This is a genomic window from Erwinia sp. LJJL01, from assembly GCF_047300805.2.
GTDB classification, from domain to species: Bacteria; Pseudomonadota; Gammaproteobacteria; order Enterobacterales; family Enterobacteriaceae; genus Erwinia; species Erwinia aphidicola.
Genome location: NZ_CP178576.1, coordinates 2,346,680 through 2,363,292 on the forward strand (window position 1 = coordinate 2,346,680; position 16,613 = coordinate 2,363,292).

The 16,613-nt window shown below is 58.2% G+C and carries 15 protein-coding genes; 10 read left to right on the forward strand and 5 right to left on the reverse strand.

Annotated elements, in window-relative coordinates:
• Positions 1–14: 14 nt before the first annotated feature.
• Positions 15–923 (reverse strand): LysR family transcriptional regulator, encoded by a 909-nt coding sequence (locus ACLI4M_RS11660; RefSeq protein ID WP_133624941.1) that lies wholly within the window; start codon positions 921–923, stop codon positions 15–17.
• Positions 924–1,019: 96 nt separating this feature from the next.
• On the opposite strand from ACLI4M_RS11660, the gene ACLI4M_RS11665 reads away from it, so the two are divergent.
• Together ACLI4M_RS11665 and ACLI4M_RS11670 are read left to right on the forward strand one after the other, a co-directional pair.
• A complete protein-coding gene (locus tag ACLI4M_RS11665; RefSeq protein ID WP_133624940.1) occupies positions 1,020–2,087 on the forward strand; it encodes an SDR family oxidoreductase in 1,068 nt (355 codons plus the stop codon).
• Between the two features lie 138 nt (positions 2,088–2,225).
• Positions 2,226–3,005, forward strand: coding sequence for an L-threonylcarbamoyladenylate synthase (locus ACLI4M_RS11670; protein ID WP_048917503.1), 780 nt, complete (start codon positions 2,226–2,228; stop codon positions 3,003–3,005).
• Between the two features lie 86 nt (positions 3,006–3,091).
• On the opposite strand, the gene ACLI4M_RS11675 is transcribed toward ACLI4M_RS11670, so the two are convergent.
• Positions 3,092–3,985: a LysR family transcriptional regulator gene (locus tag ACLI4M_RS11675; RefSeq protein WP_133624939.1), complete on the reverse strand. Its 894-nt coding sequence runs from the start codon at positions 3,983–3,985 to the stop codon at positions 3,092–3,094.
• A gap of 136 nt (positions 3,986–4,121) precedes the next feature.
• On the opposite strand from ACLI4M_RS11675, the gene ACLI4M_RS11680 reads away from it, so the two are divergent.
• Both ACLI4M_RS11680 and ACLI4M_RS11685 read left to right on the forward strand, forming a co-directional pair.
• A complete protein-coding gene (locus tag ACLI4M_RS11680) occupies positions 4,122–5,432 on the forward strand; it encodes a 3-isopropylmalate dehydratase large subunit (protein WP_133624938.1) in 1,311 nt (436 codons plus the stop codon).
• Positions 5,429–5,977, forward strand: a complete 549-nt coding sequence (locus tag ACLI4M_RS11685; protein WP_133624937.1) for a 3-isopropylmalate dehydratase — start codon at positions 5,429–5,431, stop codon at positions 5,975–5,977. The genes ACLI4M_RS11680 and ACLI4M_RS11685 overlap by 4 nt, the downstream gene beginning before the upstream one ends.
• Before the next feature lies 1 nt (position 5,978).
• Here ACLI4M_RS11685 and ACLI4M_RS11690 read toward each other — a convergent pair whose 3' ends face one another.
• Positions 5,979–6,605, reverse strand: coding sequence for a LysE family translocator (locus tag ACLI4M_RS11690; RefSeq protein WP_048917501.1), 627 nt, complete (start codon positions 6,603–6,605; stop codon positions 5,979–5,981).
• A gap of 612 nt (positions 6,606–7,217) precedes the next feature.
• Here ACLI4M_RS11690 and treF point away from each other — a divergent pair.
• From treF to ACLI4M_RS11705, 3 genes are all read left to right on the forward strand, one after another.
• Positions 7,218–8,852: an alpha,alpha-trehalase TreF gene (treF, locus tag ACLI4M_RS11695; RefSeq protein ID WP_133624936.1), complete on the forward strand. Its 1,635-nt coding sequence runs from the start codon at positions 7,218–7,220 to the stop codon at positions 8,850–8,852.
• 160 nt (positions 8,853–9,012) lie between these two features.
• Positions 9,013–9,792 (forward strand): ABC transporter substrate-binding protein, encoded by a 780-nt coding sequence (locus ACLI4M_RS11700; RefSeq protein ID WP_133624935.1) that lies wholly within the window; start codon positions 9,013–9,015, stop codon positions 9,790–9,792.
• 12 nt (positions 9,793–9,804) lie between these two features.
• Complete coding sequence (locus tag ACLI4M_RS11705; protein ID WP_133625140.1) at positions 9,805–10,890, forward strand: DUF2817 domain-containing protein; 1,086 nt, start codon at positions 9,805–9,807, stop codon at positions 10,888–10,890.
• A 2-nt stretch (positions 10,891–10,892) separates the two neighbouring features.
• On the opposite strand, the gene ACLI4M_RS11710 is transcribed toward ACLI4M_RS11705, so the two are convergent.
• Together ACLI4M_RS11710 and ACLI4M_RS11715 are read right to left on the reverse strand one after the other, a co-directional pair.
• Positions 10,893–11,672 carry a HalD/BesD family halogenase gene (locus tag ACLI4M_RS11710; protein WP_133624934.1) on the reverse strand — a complete coding sequence of 260 codons (780 nt, stop codon included), beginning with the start codon at positions 11,670–11,672 and terminating at the stop codon, positions 10,893–10,895.
• Positions 11,673–12,475: 803 nt separating this feature from the next.
• Positions 12,476–12,910, reverse strand: coding sequence for a nucleotide triphosphate diphosphatase NUDT15 (locus tag ACLI4M_RS11715; RefSeq protein WP_133624933.1), 435 nt, complete (start codon positions 12,908–12,910; stop codon positions 12,476–12,478).
• A 171-nt stretch (positions 12,911–13,081) separates the two neighbouring features.
• Here ACLI4M_RS11715 and ACLI4M_RS11720 point away from each other — a divergent pair, with 171 nt between their 5' ends.
• From ACLI4M_RS11720 to ACLI4M_RS11730, 3 genes are read left to right on the forward strand one after another with little or no spacing between them, the layout of a single operon-like run.
• Positions 13,082–13,600: a sugar dehydrogenase complex small subunit gene (locus ACLI4M_RS11720; RefSeq protein ID WP_133624932.1), complete on the forward strand. Its 519-nt coding sequence runs from the start codon at positions 13,082–13,084 to the stop codon at positions 13,598–13,600.
• A gap of 28 nt (positions 13,601–13,628) precedes the next feature.
• Positions 13,629–15,218, forward strand: a complete 1,590-nt coding sequence (locus ACLI4M_RS11725; RefSeq protein WP_133624931.1) for a GMC family oxidoreductase — start codon at positions 13,629–13,631, stop codon at positions 15,216–15,218.
• Positions 15,218–16,594 (forward strand): cytochrome c, encoded by a 1,377-nt coding sequence (locus tag ACLI4M_RS11730; protein WP_099754419.1) that lies wholly within the window; start codon positions 15,218–15,220, stop codon positions 16,592–16,594. Before ACLI4M_RS11725 ends, ACLI4M_RS11730 begins: the two co-directional genes overlap by 1 nt.
• Positions 16,595–16,613: the final 19 nt, after the last annotated feature.

Consider the following 16,613-nt stretch of genomic DNA (forward strand, 5'->3'; position numbering starts at 1 on the left):
GCGGTCGCCTCGCTTTATTCAATTGTTAATTTCTCCAGCGTGTTCAGCAGGGCATCCACCTTCGGCGTCAGCTGCTTTTTACGTGGCCACACCACGTACAGCGGTAAACCCGGCACGCTCAGCTCCGGCAGGAATGGCACCAGCTCGCCATTGGCTAACTGCTCTTCCATCAGCCACGTTGCCATCTGCGCCACCCCCAAACCCGCCATTACCGCTGCGCGCTGCGCTTCGCCATCCCCTAAAGCCATGCGGTGCGCCACGGTGCGCGTGGTGACCCGTCCGTCCGGCGAGGTGACGTGCCACGGGCTGGTACTGCCGTCGCCGCGGTAATAGACAATCGCCCGGTGCTGCTCCAGCTCGGCCAGCGACTGCGGCGTGCCGTGCTGAGCCAGGTAAGCGGGCGAAGCGCAGAAGATCAGCCGCTCGCAGCCCTGGTAACGTACGCTGAGGGAGGGGGGATAGTTGCCCGGCCCGCCGATGCGGATCGCCACATCCACCCCTTCCTCAAACAGATCGACAAAGCGGTCGGAGAACGACAGGCTGAGCTGCATCTCAGGGTATTGCAGGCAGAACTGGTTGAGCAGCGGCAGCACGTGCAGGCGGCCGTAAGTGTGCGGCACCGTCAGCATCAGGCGCCCGACCGGGATGGTGCGCTGGGCGGCCAGCACCGCTTCGGCTTCCGCCAGTTCGTTCAGCACGCGGGTACAGGTATCATAAAATGCCTGTCCGGCGTCGGTCAGCGCCAGGCTGCGGGTGGTGCGCTCGAACAGCCGCGAGCCGAGCCGCTCCTCCAGCCGCGCGACACTCTTACTCACCGCCGAACTGGTCAGATGCAGGCTCTCCGCCGCCGCGGTAAAGCTGCCGTGTTCCACGGTGGCAACAAACGGGGTTATCCCGCGCAGACGATCGTCAGATAGCGCCATTCATTCCTCCAGTTCATTAATCCTGTGAATTTATACCTGAGATGGGAATTATATTCTCTATTAAGCTTAACCCATCAACCGAACAGGAGAGAACCTATGCAACAACGAGCTTTGATTGTCGGCGTCAGTGGCGTCACCGGAAGTGCGCTGGCGGAACGTCTGCTGGCTGAGGGCTGGGCGGTTTACGGGCTGTCGCGCGGGCGGACTCCGGTCGCTGCAGGCGTGCAATCGCTGACTGCTGACCTGACCGATGCCGCTTCCGTACAGTCCGCATTACAGGGCGTGGTAGTGGATAAGGTGTTCTTCAGCGCCTGGGCGCGCCAGGAAACTGAAAAAGAGAATATCCGCGTCAACGGCGGCATGGTGCGTAACGTGCTGAGCGCGCTGGGTGACTCGCTGAAGGGCGGCCATGTGGCGCTGATCACCGGTCTGAAACACTACCTTGGCCCGTTTGACGCCTACGGTAAAGGCGCCGTGCCGCAGACGCCGTTCCGTGAGGAGCAGGGCCGCCAGCCGGTCGAAAACTTCTACTACGCGCAGGAAGATGAGGTGTTTGCCGCCGCAGAGAAATACGGTTTCAGCTGGAGCGTGCATCGCCCGCATACGGTGATTGGTTTCGCCGTCGGCAACGCGATGAACATGGGCCAGACGCTGGCGGTGTATGCCAGCCTGTGTAAACAGAGCGGGCAGCCGTTTATCTTCCCTGGCTCGAAAGCGCAGTGGGAAGGGGTTAGCGACATGACCGACGCACGGCTGCTGGCCGATCAGCTGCTGTGGGCGGCGACCACGCCGTCGGCGCAGAATCAGGACTACAATGTGGTCAACGGCGACGTGTTCCGCTGGCAGTGGATGTGGGGCGAAATTGCCGACTACTTCGCTATCGAAGCCGCGCCGTTCAGTGGCGAAGTGCAGCCGCTGGAAGGCCGGATGAACGACGCCCCTGCCCAGTGGCAGGCGCTGGCGCAGCAGCACGGGCTCAAGCAGGACGATGTGACTAAGCTGGCCTCCTGGTGGCACACCGATGCCGATCTCGGTCGCCCGATGGAAGTGTTCACCGACGTCAGCAAAAGCCGTCAGGCCGGGTTCACTGGCTATCAGCCAACGCGTGAAGCGTTCTTCGAACTGTTCGATCACCTGAAAGCCGAGCAGCTGATCCCGCGCTGAGAGGCAACGGTTGTTTCCTGATGGAAACAATCGTGCGCTTTGATAGTTTATTGTTGCGCTGAAAACTGGCTGTGGCAGGATGGTTTCAACGGGTGATTACCCACTTAAATTGAAACGAATCTGAATTAAGGGTCTGCTATGAACGATAAAGTTGTTAACTGGAATGGTGGCTTACAGCCGGAAGCCGTGAAGATCCTGTCTGCTGAAGGCGGCATGATCGTCTGCCCAACCAAAGTGGGCTACATCATCATGACTTCCGATGCCAAAGGTCTGGAGCGCAAATTTGACGCCAAGCAGCGTAACCGTAACAAGCCGGGCGTCGTGCTGTGTGGTTCTCTGGCGCAGCTGAAAGAGCTGGCGCAGCTGAACCCGGAAATCGAAGCGCTGTATCAGCAGCACTGGGACAAAGACGTGCTGCTGGGCTGCATCCTGCCGTGGAAAGAAGAAGCGGTTGCGCGTATCCCGGATGACGGTTCTAAAGATCTGATGATGGACCGCCGCCAGACCAGCTGCTTCGTGATTAAGTTCGGTACCCCGGGCGAAAATCTGGCGAAAGAGCTGTGGGAAAACCACGGTAAATTCTCCTTCGCCAGCTCGGCCAACCCGTCAGGCAAAGGCAACCGTGGCCTGGTAGAGGGCATCGGTGAGCGCATTGAGCAGCACGCTGACCTGATTATCGCTGCCAACGACTATGTGAAATCTATCCAGCCAAACGAGTCTGAAAAGACCCGCTATGAGCAGGGTGTGATGGTGGCGATGGTTGATGATAATGGCAAACTGGTGCCAGAGCAGAAGGGCGAGCGCAATATTACCCCTTGCCCGGTACTGATCCGCAAAGGTCTGGACGTGGATAAGATTATGTCGATGATGTCGGATATCTTTACCACCTGGGATTACCGTCACGGCAACTATTATTAATCTTCTGCCGAAGATGAATAAAGGGCTGACCGAAACAGAAGGTCAGCCCCTACTGTAGGGGGCGATCTTCTTTTCGATCGCCCCTTTTATTCCTGCAACGCCTTCTGCAAATCTTCAATAAATAATCTCACCCGTGGCGAAATGAAATTATCACTCTTCACCAGAATATACGATTTATAAATATCCATTTCCCAGTCGGGTAATATCTGCACCAGCCTGCCGCTTTCCACCGCTTCCTGCGCAATATAACTCGGTAAATAAGCAATGCCGGTCTGCGCGACCGCGGAATTTAACAGGGCGATACTGTTGTTGGCGCGAAAACGGCTGCGCACCTCAATATCTTTCTTCTGCTTTTCCTTACGAAACGGCAATGAAATGGTGTGGGCGGGGCCGCGGAACAGAATAAAATCCTGGCGCGGCAGGTCGTCCGGGCTGGCGATGGCATTCAGCTTACTGAGATAGCCCGGCGCGGCATAAAGTCCCCAGGCAATATCAATCAGCGGTCGGTAGTGGCGGTGATCCGGCAGGTCGCGGGTGATGGCAATGGCGATATCAAAATGGTCATCTTCCAGATTCACCGGGCGGTCGGTGAGATCGAGGTCAATGCTGACGTGGATATTGCCCGCCACAAAGCTATTAAGCACCGGTACAATGCACTGGCAGCCAAAGGTGACCGGGGCCACGACGCGCAGGCTGCCGGTTGGCTCCTCATGGAACTGGCGGATAAACAGGTCTGCGCTTTTCACCTCGTGCAGAATGCGGTAGCAGTAGTGATAATAGGTCATACCGACTTCCGTCACCTGAATGCGCCGCGTGGTGCGCTGCAGCAGCTTCGCCCCGAGACGCACTTCCAGCGCCGAGATCTCTTTACTCACCGAGGATTTTGCCAGCCCGAGCGTCTTTGCCGCTTCGGTATAGCTCAGCGTTTCCACCACCCTGGCAAAAATAATCATCCCGTGCAGGTTTTCAAAATCGCTCATTATTATCCCGGATTGTTTTCAGGCGGAAACAGTGCGCGATATTAGCATATTCCGCGTTTACTGCGCAGGGAAAAGCGCTATGGTGATTAAAATTCATTTACTCCCCGGTAATCTCACAACGCAGAGAGTTAATTTAATGGGTCAGACAATTAGCCAGAAAATACTCGCCCGAGCCAGCGGGCGCGAAAGCGTCACGCCTGGAGAAATAGTTTGGGCAAAGGTCGATATATTAATGTCGCACGATCCCTGCACGCCCGGTGTCGCCAGCGTATTTAAAAAAGAGTTTGGCGCCCAGGCTAAAGTCTGGGATGCGCAACGTTTTATTATGATCCCGGACCACTTTGTCTATTCTGCTGATGCGCAGGCGAATCAAAATATTCGCGTGATGCGCGAATTCGCCGCGGAGCAGGGAATTAAACACTTCTACGATGTGGGTACGCCACAGTATAAAGGCGTCTGCCACATCGGGCTGGCGGAAGGGGGGCATACTCGTCCTGGTGAAGTGCTGCTCGGCACCGATTCGCACACCGTAACCGCCGGGGCGTTTGGCTGTTTTGCTATTGGTTTGGGGATCACCGATGCTGCCTACGCGCTGGGCACAGGCGAGATCCCGCTGAAAGTGCCCTCCACTATTCGCGTTAACTACCACGGCGAACAGCCCGCCCACGTGCAGGCGAAAGATCTGATCCTCGCGCTGATGGCGGAGCTCACGGCAGACGGTGCAACCTATGAAGCGATTGAGTTCGGCGGCAGCGTGGTGGAGGCGATGTCGGTCGATGAGCGTATGACGATGTGCAATATGGTGGTGGAGTGCGGCGCGAAAAACGGCATTATGGTGCCGAACCAGGCGACGCTGGATTATCTGGCCGGGCGCACTGATATCCCTTATCACGTGGTCGAGGCCGATGCCGATGCCTGCTACAGCCGGGTGATGGAGTTTGATGTCTCGACCATGCAGCCGCTGGTGGCAAAACCGCACTCGCCGGATAACGTCGTTACGGCTGACAGCCTGAAAAATGTTGCTGTCTCACAGGCTTATATTGGCTCCTGCACCGGCGGCAAGCTGGCGGATTTTCACGCGGCTGCGCAGGTACTTAAAGGGCACCAGGTGTGCATTCCCACCTTTGCCGTTCCGGCGACCAAAGAGGTATTCCATCAGCTGATCGCGACTCAGCTCGACGGCCAGTCGCTGTATCAGATCCTCTGCGACGCGGGTGTGCAGCTCTCTGCTGAAGCCGGATGCGCCGCCTGCTGCGGCGGCCCTGCCGATACCTTTGGCCGGGTGAATGACCCGATATCGGTGATCTCCACCACCAACCGCAATTTTGTCGGACGCATGGGCCACAAGCGGGCCTGCATTTATCTTGCCTCACCTTATTCCGTCGCGGCGGCGGCAGTGACGGGCACCATTACCAACCCGCTGGGCATGACAGGAGCAGCACAATGAACGCCATTATTCAGGGTGCGGTGTACGTACTGGGTGACAATATTGATACCGATCAGATTCTGAGTGCCGAATTTCTTAAGGTCAATCCCTCCACGCCGGAAGGCTACGCGCAGCTGGGAGCACTGGCGATGTGCGGCCTGCCGGAAGGTGCCCAGCCGTTTATTGATGCCGTCAGCGGGCGCAGCGCCTATCCGATCATCGTGGCGGGAAAAAATTTTGGCTGTGGGTCGTCGCGGGAACATGCGGTGGTGGCGCTGGGTGCGGCGGGGGTAAAGGCGGTGCTGGCACAATCCTATGCGCGTATCTTCTTCCGTAACTGTGTGGCCACCGGGGAGCTACTGCCGGTGGCCTGTGGCCAGGCGTTATACCGGCAGTTATGCACCGGCGACCGGATAACCCTTGATACCGTCACGCAGAGCGTGACGCTGGAGGCAACGGGGGAGCAACTGGCGATCGACCCGGTAGGGGAGCTGGCGAGTATCGTTGATGCGGGCGGGCTGTTTGCCTTTGCCCGCGCCAGCGGACGCATCAAAACCGCCGGGTAAATTACTTCGCCGAGATGGCCAGTGCGCCACCGGCAAAGACGAACAGGCTGCCCGTGGAGCGGTTGAGAATGCGCAGACGGCGGCGGCTGGCGAAGACGCCCGATAGGCGGCGACCGGCGCAGGCATAGCTGAACATAATGCTGCAATCCAGCACCGCCCAGGTGATGGCCAGCGTGGCGAACTGCAGGGCGTGCGGCTGGCTGGCATCGATGAAGTTCGGGAACAGCGCGGCGAAGAACAGCAGATCCTTCGGGTTGCTGATGCCGACGGTGAAGCCTTTGCGGAACAGACGAAATGCCCCTGGGGCCTCTTCCATTTCGCTGGTGCTGACCGCCGTCGGCTCGCTGTTATCGCGCCAGGCAGCAATTCCCAGCCAGATCAGATAGGCAGCGCCCACCACTTTCAGCACGGTAAAGGCGGTGGTTGAGGCGGCGAGGATCGCGCCCAGACCCAGCGCAGAGGCGGTCATCAGCATCATTGCGGCCAGTACGCCACCGCTGACGGTCGCCAGCGCCTGCCTGCGGCCATAGCGCAGGCCGTGGGTCATGCTGATCAGCGCCGAAGGGCCGGGAATGGCAATCAGTGCGGCAATCACACCGGTGTACGCCAGCCAGAGTTGAAGCGTCATGAAAAAAATCCTTTAATTTACAACCCTCTGCCTGAGAGTCTCAGCGTTAGGGGAATGGGGTTCAGAGTAAAGCCTTTCGAAGGCGCAATAGTTTATTTTCCCGGCGATAAGAAGTAAATCTCCGCCGTAAGAAATATCCCGATTCAGATGTAGGATTGTGCTGAGTATTGTCTGAAACCTCAGTTCGGCGCCCGATTTGCAACTTTTACACCGGTGTAACACCCGGGCGGGTAACGGCTCGGCAAGGGTAATCTCGACCTGTTCAGCGGAATGTGAACTAATTGTCTGTTCATACTGAAGATTATGGCGCGCTGCGCGAATTTACGCTGTTTTATCAGTTTGGCTTCTCAGCGGGATAACTCGCTGTAATAAATCAATTAATTCATCGAAATTAACACTACGATTAACATTGTCAGTTTGTGTTTATTTTCCAGTAATACTTCCCCTGTCTGTCAATAAATTAAGGGAAATTCGCCATCTGTTTATTTTTTGAAATATCTCTTCATTAAGAGTAATAGAAACATCGGGTTGCGTCGCGAGACTGCGGTACTATAATAGGTTGCTTATTCACCAAGCGACTTTGTCGGACTTTTTCGGCATCAGGAGGTTCTTATCACTTTCAACCAAAACGAAACGCTGATTGACAATAACCATACTGAATATGAAGCCTGGTATGATGATTATGAGTCGGGTCCAGAGGCGGGGGTTGAACCGCAGCCGGAGCCGATTCGTGGGCTGCCCGCCCCGGACATCCTCACGCCGTCAGACCGTTATCAGGATCTGTTCGAGGCGGTGCAGATGTCGCGTATTTTCCCCGACAGCAAAACCTTTGCCGACTGTGCGCCGAAGATTGAACCGGAGCGCATCCTGTATCGCTATTATCTGGAACGCGAGCAGCAGCAGTTCGACCTGCTGAAGTTTGTGCTGGAGAATTTCGATCTGCCGGGGACTTATGACAGCCGCTATGTGTCTGACCCCACCAACACCATGGCGCAGCACATTGATTCCCTGTGGCCGGTACTCACCCGTCAGCCGCAGAAGCACAGTGAGTTCTCCTCCCTGCTGCCGCTGCCAAAACCCTATGTGGTGCCGGGTGGTCGCTTTAGTGAGACCTATTACTGGGACTCATACTTCAGCATGCTGGGCTTTGCGGCGGCAGGGCGCTGCGATCTGATGCGCAATATGGCCGATAACTTTGCGTGGATGATCGACAAGTACGGCCATATTCCTAACGGCAACCGGACCTATTATCTCAGCCGCTCGCAGCCGCCGGTGTTCGCCATGATGGTCGAGCTGTTTGAGAAGAACGACGTGCATGAAGCGGCGCACTATCTGCCGCAGCTGAAAAGCGAATATGCGTTCTGGATGGACGGGCAGGAAAACCTGCAGCCGAATCAGGCCTATCGCCACGTGGTGATGCTGCCGGACGGCTCGGTGCTGAACCGCTACTGGGATGACCGCGACACGCCGCGCGACGAATCCTGGTATGAGGATGTAGAGACGGCCCGCCAGTCGTCACGCCCGGCGAGCGAAGTCTACCGCGACCTGCGTGCCGGGGCGGCTTCCGGCTGGGACTATACCTCGCGCTGGCTGAGCGAGCCTGGCCGTCTGGAGAGTATCCAGACCACCAGCATTGTGCCGATCGATCTCAATGCGTTCCTCTACAAGCTGGAAACCACCATTGCGCGCCTGTCGGCCAGCAAAGGCGACCAGGCGACTGCGGATCGCTATCAGCAGCTGGCGCTGACGCGCCGTGAAATCGTTGATAAGTATCTGTGGGAAGAGGATACCGGCCTGTATCGTGACTATAACTGGCGCGATGGTGAAAAGGCGTCGTTCTCTGCCGCTGCGGTCACCCCGGTGTATGTCGGCATGTCGAGCCTGGATCAGGCGACGCGCACCTCGAAAGCGGTGCGGAATTATCTGCTGGCTCCGGGCGGCATGCTGTGCAGCATGGAAGTGACCGGCGAGCAGTGGGACAGCCCGAACGGCTGGGCGCCGCTGCAGTGGCTGGCGGTGAAAGGCTTCAACAGCTACGGCGAAGAGCTGCTGGCGCAGGAGATTGCCAGCCGCTGGCTGAAAACCGTCGGTGCGACCTATGACCAGCACCATAAGATGGTGGAGAAGTACAACATCAGCGGTGATGCCGCGCTGCTGGGCGGCGGCGGTGAGTATCCGCTGCAGGATGGCTTCGGCTGGACCAATGGCGTGACGCGCCGCCTGCTGGAGATGTATCCACAGCTGTAATGACCCCGGGGCGGCACGCTGTCGCCCCGTTTAATTTCCCCGCGCATTATAAAAGTGGCTTATAAACGGCCGCGCTTTCATAAGACAAATGCTTTATTTCTTGATGTGAAATCATGCTATTACTGGTGCTTAACCCTATAAAGCTCCCGGAGATCGTGGCATGAAAAAACTGACTTTAACCGCGCTGGCACTGTTGGCGGGGTTTAGCGCTTCGGCATTTGCCGCTGAAGAGCTGCGCTTCGGCGTCGACCCGACTTTCCCACCGTTTGAATCGAAAGCGCCTGATGGCTCGCTGCAGGGTTTTGATATCGATATGGGTAACGCTATCTGCCAGCAGATGCAGGTGAAATGCGTCTGGGTGCAGACCGGCTATGACGGCATCATCCCGGCGCTGCAGGCGCGTAAATTTGACGCAATTCTCTCGGCCATGGCGATGACCGAAAAGCGCCGCCAGCAGGTGGCCTTCACCGATATGCTCTACAACACGCCGAGCGCACTGCTGACGCGTAAAGAGAGTAAGCTGCTGCCGGAGCTGGCATCGCTGAAGGGCAAAACCGTCGGCGTGGCGCAGGGCACTACCCAGGAGGGCTACGCGAAAGCGATGTGGGGCAGCCAGGGCGTGGAAGTGATTAGCTACCCTAACCAGTCCGAGATTTATCCGGATCTCGCTTCGGGGCGTCTCGACTCCACCTTTACCAGCGCGGCATCCGCCGAATCGGGCTTTCTGAAAACCCCTCAGGGTGCCGATTATCACATCGCCGGTAAACCGCTGTATGACCCGAAATACTTTGGTGAAGGCGTGGGGATTGGGCTGCGTAAAGATGACACTGCGCGCATTGCCAAAATTAACGCGGCGATGGCCGAGCTGCATAAAAACGGCACCTACGACCAGCTGTCGAAAAAGTACTTCAGCTTTGATGTTTACCACCGCCCGGAGTAGACCATGACGCAGATAACACTGCCCGATTATCGCCAGCAGCGGGCGCGCTTCCTGGCGGCCGCTAGGCGGCTGGGCGGGGCAATCACTGGCTATCCGCACCCGCTGGCAGGACCGCAGGGCGAGGCACTCTCAACCGAGGTGGCGGTGATTGGCCGGGCCGATGCGCCGCAGGTGATGCTGGTGGTTTCCGGCACGCACGGCGTTGAAGGGTATTATGGTTCTGACAGCCAGATCGCCTGGCTCGATGCGCTCGACGGCAGTTCGCTGCCGCCGCACGTGGCGCTGGTGATGGTGCATCTGATCAATCCCTGGGGCACCGCGCACCTGCGCCGCGTCAATGAAGATAATGCTGACCTGAACCGTAACTTTATCGATTTCAGCGCGGCTATTCCGCAAAACCTGGCGTACCCGCCGCTGCACAGCATTTATCGCTGTCAGGATATTGATGGCCCCGAGCGCGCTGCCGCCGATATGCAGATGGCGCAGAAGTGTGCCGATATGGGCTGGAGCGGCGTAAAGCGGATTGTCGAAGCCGGCCAGTATCAGTTTGCCGACGGCATTTTCTACGGTGGCTGCGAGCCCAGCTGGTCGCAGCGCACGCTGCGTCAGATTATTGCCAATCATCTGCAAATGGCGCGGCGGATTATCAGCTTCGATCTGCACACCGGCGCGGGGGCTTACGGCCATCCGATGCTGTTAGCCATTGCCGAGCGCCCTTATGCGGCGCTGGAGCAGGCTAAGCAGCTGTTCGGCGAGTGGCTGACGGTGATCCTGACCGGTGACAACCGCGACAGTGAAACCGGGGTCACCGCGACGGCAACCGGCTATCTGTCACAGTTTATGCTCGACCAGTTACCGGACACCGAACTGCTGCAGCTGGTAGTAGAGTGCGGCACCTACGAAGGGCGGGAGATGCATCGCCGGGTGCGCGACGATCACTGGCTGCATCTTTACGGCGAGCCGCTTAGCGAGCAGGGCATCGCGCTGAAAAAGCAGCTGTTTGAGGGGTTCTATCCGGCGGATGAAGACTGGCGAGCGCTAACGGCACTGCGCACCCGCCAGATCTTCCAGCGCGGTTGGGATGCCCTGATCGGCTAAGGTTACAGGCGCCCGTAGAAGGTCATGCGGGCGCTTTCCGACAGCGCAATATCCGGCTGGGCATTGTAAGCCAGCACCACCAGCATGCGCGTGGTATCGCCTTCCGTTGGTGAGACGCGATGCAGCGCATTACGCCCGCGGAACAGCACTAAATCCCCCGGTTCAATCGCCAGCTGCTGTACCGCACGTTCCCCGTCCAGCACTTCGGCTACCCCGGCAAAATTCATTTCACCCGCTTCCGCATCACGCAAATGGTTGACGTACTCAAACACGCCGCCCGCCTCGGGTTTCTGGATCAGCAAAGTAATGGCAAACGAGGAGTTATCAAAGTGCCAGCCCAGCTCCTGCCCGGTATGCGCGTAGTGCAGGTTGATAGAGGAGAGCGTGTCGGCATAAGGATAGAGCTGCTGCTCCTGCAATACCCCGCAGAGAAAGGCCTTAAACACCGGCGAGTCGTACAGGGTACGCAGCGGGGAATCAGCCGGGATCTCTTCATCGGTGATGCAGCCTTTCGACGAGACCACCTGACGGTTGCGCGGGTGGTTGTCAGCATAGTGCGCATCGGGCTTTTGCAGATAGACGTTGTGCTGGCTGGCAGCGTAGAACGCCAGCTGCTGATTTTCATCGCCTTCCTGCTTAATCGCGGCCAGCGCATCCGCAGTCAGAAAGCCGCGCAGCACCAGCGCGCCGTCGCTGGCCAATTGCTGCTGGCAGCGGGCGATATAGTCAGCATCGTCAATCGGGTGGGTAGTGAGGTTAAGCAGCGGGGCAAGAGGATTCATCGCGTTCTCATCGGCAGAATGGGGATAAACCAATGTAAAGCTTTGCCCGACGCGTTGCTACGGGTTGTGGCTGATTTCTCATCAGATTATGGACAAAAAAAAGAACCCGATCTTTCAACCGGGCTCTCTTTCTCTGCGCTCGCCGCTGCGGGTAACAGCGACGAGGGCGGTGCGACAAGTACTCCCCAACAGGCGATATATTAGTACGCTTTGTGAGCAGGGTCAATGTGCGGTTATTGTGAAATTATCACTCAGGGTATTATAATTTCAGCGCTGTTGAAGAGTCGTCGTCACTTTTAAGGTGGGCAAGAAAAAGTTTTCGCTCCCGACCGGTAACAGGTGGTGCTGCCCGGTTTGCCTCCACCTGAGAGGGCGACAAGTGCTCCCCAACAGCGAGTACACGCCGTCAGGGGAAATGGAAAGGCACTGATGGTGCGGTGCGCACTCTCCCACAAGGAGCGTGCCGAGTGATAATTGCAGAAGCAATTCTGCTGGCGTTGAACATTGTTCTCGCCAGCCTGCAAATTGTCGTTGCGATAAAGCAACTGACCAGTAGCCGGTAAGGACACTGGAACTCTGAGCAAAGGCGAAGCTAACCCCTTCGCCTTTTTTCGTCTCTATCTAGAATAAAAGCAAAAAAAGAACCCGATCTTTCGACCGGGCTCTCTTTCTCAGCGCTCGCCGCTGCGGGTAACAGCGGTAAGGGCGGTGCGACAAGTACTCTCCTCAACGGGTGAGATTTTAGTACGCTTTGTGAGCAGGGGCAATATGCACTTATTGTGAGATTATCACTGACGGGATTATCATTTCGCCGCTTTCCCAGGGCCACCATTGCTCAGCGCGTTGAGATCGGTTTCTGCCAGCAGCGATCGCAGCGGGGCGAACAGCGGCTGCGGCAGAGCGCCTACGTCAAACCACTGCCAGCCCTTACATTTTTCCGGTTCCAGGCGCTGCGGCGTGCCTTCGGCGTCGTAATTAAGCATAAAAATCGTGACGTAATGTTTCTGCTCACGGCTGAAAAAGTCATTTGTAAAGGGACCATTAATGCATTTCCCTAAGGTTAATCCGGTTTCTTCGGCGACCTCCCGCGCGGCGCACTGCTGCGGCGTCTCGCCATACTCCAGATGCCCGCCGGGGGCTGACCAGTCGCCGGCACCGTGGCTGCCGCTGCGTTTCCCCAGTAACAGCAGGCCATTGCGGAATATCAGGACGCCAACGCCCACTCGTGGATAGGTCATATTTACTCCTCGCGATGATGTTTTAAGCTGTCTCAGCCTGCCATCCGCCGCGGGCTGAAAGTAGACTGGGGTATCAGCCACGCTTAACTATTCCCCTGATTTACAATCCATTTACAAATCCGCCTGCGTAGTGTGAAACTGGTCACAATTTTTTAAACCAGGCATCCATTTATGTTAACACGCAGGACACTCATCACTTCCGGTGCGGCGCTGCTGGGCATGGCGGTACTCAACCCGTCCCTCTCCTGGGGCGCCGCGCCTGCCGCTTCGAGCGACAGCCATATTTTTTACCGGATCTCGCTGTTATTAACCGGGCGCACGCAGCTTAGCCCGCTGGTTTCAGAGCGCGCACTGCACTGCCTGGCGGCGGAAGATGCGCAGTTTCCAGCCCATCTTCAGCAGCTGAGCAGCGCGTTGCAGAGCGCGGGCATCACTCAAGCGGACCAGCTTAACGGTCATGCGCTGATGCAGGGTGGCAGCGGTGACACGATCAAAACCATTATCTCAGCCTGGTATCTCGGCTACACCGGTACGCCGGTTGCGCTGCGTGCCGTTGATAATACCCGTTTTGTCACCTACACCGATGCGCTGATGTATGCCCCGACGCTGGATGCCACCGTCATCCCAACGTATTCCCGTGGTCATACCAATTACTGGACCCAGCCGCCAGCAACACTAAAAAACGATTAACTCTTTCTCTTTTAATGTGAGCACCACGATGAGCCAACAATACGATGCCGACGTGATTGTCGTCGGTTCCGGCGCGCTGGGCAGTAATGCCGCCACTACGCTGGCCCGCATGGGCAAATCGGTGATTATTCTGGAAGCCGGAGAGAAGATCCCGCGCTGGAAAATCGTCGAAAACTTCCGTAATTCGCCGAAAAAAGGCAACTATAACTCGCCGTATCCGAACGAGCCCTGGGCGCACCACTCTTACGACGAACAGTATATTGAAAATACCGGTTCGTTCGACTTTCGCCCCGGCATGCTGAAGCTGGTGGGCGGCACGACCTGGCACTGGGCCGCAGCCTGCTGGCGCTATCTGCCGAATGATATGAAGCTGAAAACTCTGTACGGCGTCGGTCGCGACTGGCCGATGGAGTACAGCGAACTGGAGCCGTATTACCAGAAGGCGGAAGAGGCGCTCGGCGTGTGCGGCAGCGATACGGACGACCAGAGCGGCCAGGGCGGCAGCGCCTTTCCGCCGCGCTCAAAACCGTACCCGATGGAGCCGGAAGGCGAAACCTATATTTTCCAGCGCCTGAAAAGCCGCCTCAGCCCGGCCGGGTACCACTTTATCCATGAGCCTAATGGCCGCGCCACCCGTCCTTATGACGGTCGCCCGGCGTGCAGCGGCAACAACAACTGCATGCCGGTGTGCCCGATTGGCTCGATGTACAGCGGCGACAAGCACGCGCAGCACGCGGAAGATGCCGGGGCGCGTCTGCTGACCGACTCCACCGCGTGGAAGCTGGAAAAAGGCGCCGACGGTAAGATTGTGGCGGTACACGTACGCAGTTCAAAAGGCGTCGATACGCGCCTGACGGCGAAATATTTTATCGTTGCCGCACACGGGCTGGAAACGCCCAAGCTGCTGCTGATCTCGGATGTCGCCAACAGTTCCGATCAGGTTGGGCGTAACCTGATGGACCACACCGGCATGGGGCTGCAGTTCCTTGCCGATGAGCCGCTGTGGCCCGGCCGGGGAGCGGTGCAGCAGGGCGGCATCTTCAACTATCGCGACGGCGACTTCCGCAAAAAACACGCCGCCATCAAACACGCCATGTCGAACAACGTGCCGAATATGGCGGTGGCGCAGCGGCTGATCGCCAAAGGGGTCATCGGTAAGGCGCTCGACGAGCAGATCCGTCACCAGGCCGCGCGCTGGGTGGATATCTCCACGGTATTTGAGATCCTGCCGCACGCCACCAACACCGTGCGCCCGAGCAGCACGCGCAAAGATGCCCTCGGCATCCCGATGCTGACGGTGCATTACGAGGTGGATGATTACGTCAAGGCGGCGAAAAACGTGGTAGATGCCGACTATCGCCGCTTCGTCAGCCTGATGGGCGGAGAAGTGGTGGAGGACAACACCGGCTGGCAGAACCGCGACCACCTGATGGGCACGGTGATCATGGGCGCTGACCCGAAAGATTCGGTGGTCAATCACGAATGCCGCAGCTGGGATCACAGCAATCTGTTCCTTGCGACGACGGGCGTTATTCCGGCTTCCGGCGTCATCAACCCCACGCTGACCGGCGTGGCGCTGAGTATCCGCATGGCGGAAATCATTGAGAGGGAGATCTGATGATGAAAACGCTTCTGACTACTCTGCTGCTGACCTGCGCTTTCAGCGCGGCGGCGGCTGATGCACAGCCTGACCCGGCGCTGATTGCCCGCGGTAAGTACGTGGCCGTCGCCGCCGACTGCGGCGCCTGCCACCGTCAGACCGCTGAGAACGGCGCGCCGTTTGCCGGGGGCTACGCCATCGACTCGCCGATGGGGCGCATTATTGCCAGCAATATCACCCCGTCGAAGCAGTTCGGCATCGGCAACTACACGGAACAGCAGTTCGCCGACGCGCTGCGCAAAGGGGTGGCCGCCGACGGCAGTAACCTCTACCCGGCGATGCCGTACACCGCCTATCAGGGGATGACCGATGAGGATATCCGCGCGCTATACGCCTACCTGATGCACGACGTGAAGCCGGTCGAGCAGGCTCCGGCGGAGAAAACTCAACTGGCGTTCCCGTTCAATATTCGCCAGATCATGTGGGGCTGGAACCTGCTGTACCGCGACGATAAGCCTTTTAAACCGCAGGCCGATCTCAGCGCGCAGCTCAATCGCGGTAAATATCTGGTCGACGTGCTGGCCCACTGCAGCACCTGCCATACCCCGCGCAACCTAATGATGGCGGAAGAGAGCAGCCGCTATCTGGCGGGCAGCCCGCTGGGTGGCTGGTACGCCCCCAATATTACGCCGGATAAATCAGGGATTGGCGACTGGAGCCAGCAGGATATTGTCACCTATCTGAAAACCGGCCACCTTGAGGGCAAAGCGCAGGCGGCGGGTGCGATGGGCGAAGCGGTGGAGCACAGCTTCCAGTACCTGCCGGATAACGATTTGCAGGCAATTGCCGCGTGGATCAAACAGGTCCCCGCGCAGCAAAGCCCGCTGGCGGTCACCGCTGATAAACCGGCTGCGACCGATATCAACGCGGTGATTAGCGGGCAGGGCGACCAGGCTTCGCTGGCGGACAGCGCCACCACCGACGGTGCGGTGCTGTACAGCGGCGCCTGTTCCAGCTGCCATGGCCGGACGGGCGAGGGCACGAAGGATAACTTCTACCCGTCGCTGACCCACAACAGCGCGGTCTCCGCCGCCACGCCGAACAACCTGGTGATGACCATCGTTGACGGCATTCATCGTAAAAGCCGCGATGCGGACGTGGGCATGCCAGCGTTTGCTACCGAGCTGAACAACGCGCAGATTGCCTCGGTCACCCGCTATGTGCGCAGCCACTTTGCCGGAATTAATGATGAGTTAACGGCCGATGAGGTCGCCCAGCTGCGTCAGGGCGGGCAAGCGCCGCTGATTGTGCGTTACATGAACTGGCTGATTGCCGGAGGCGTGGTGCTGGTGCTGCTGCTCCTCTTCGCGCTGCTGCGCCTGCGCAGGCGCTAACCTCGCCAACCCATGAGCG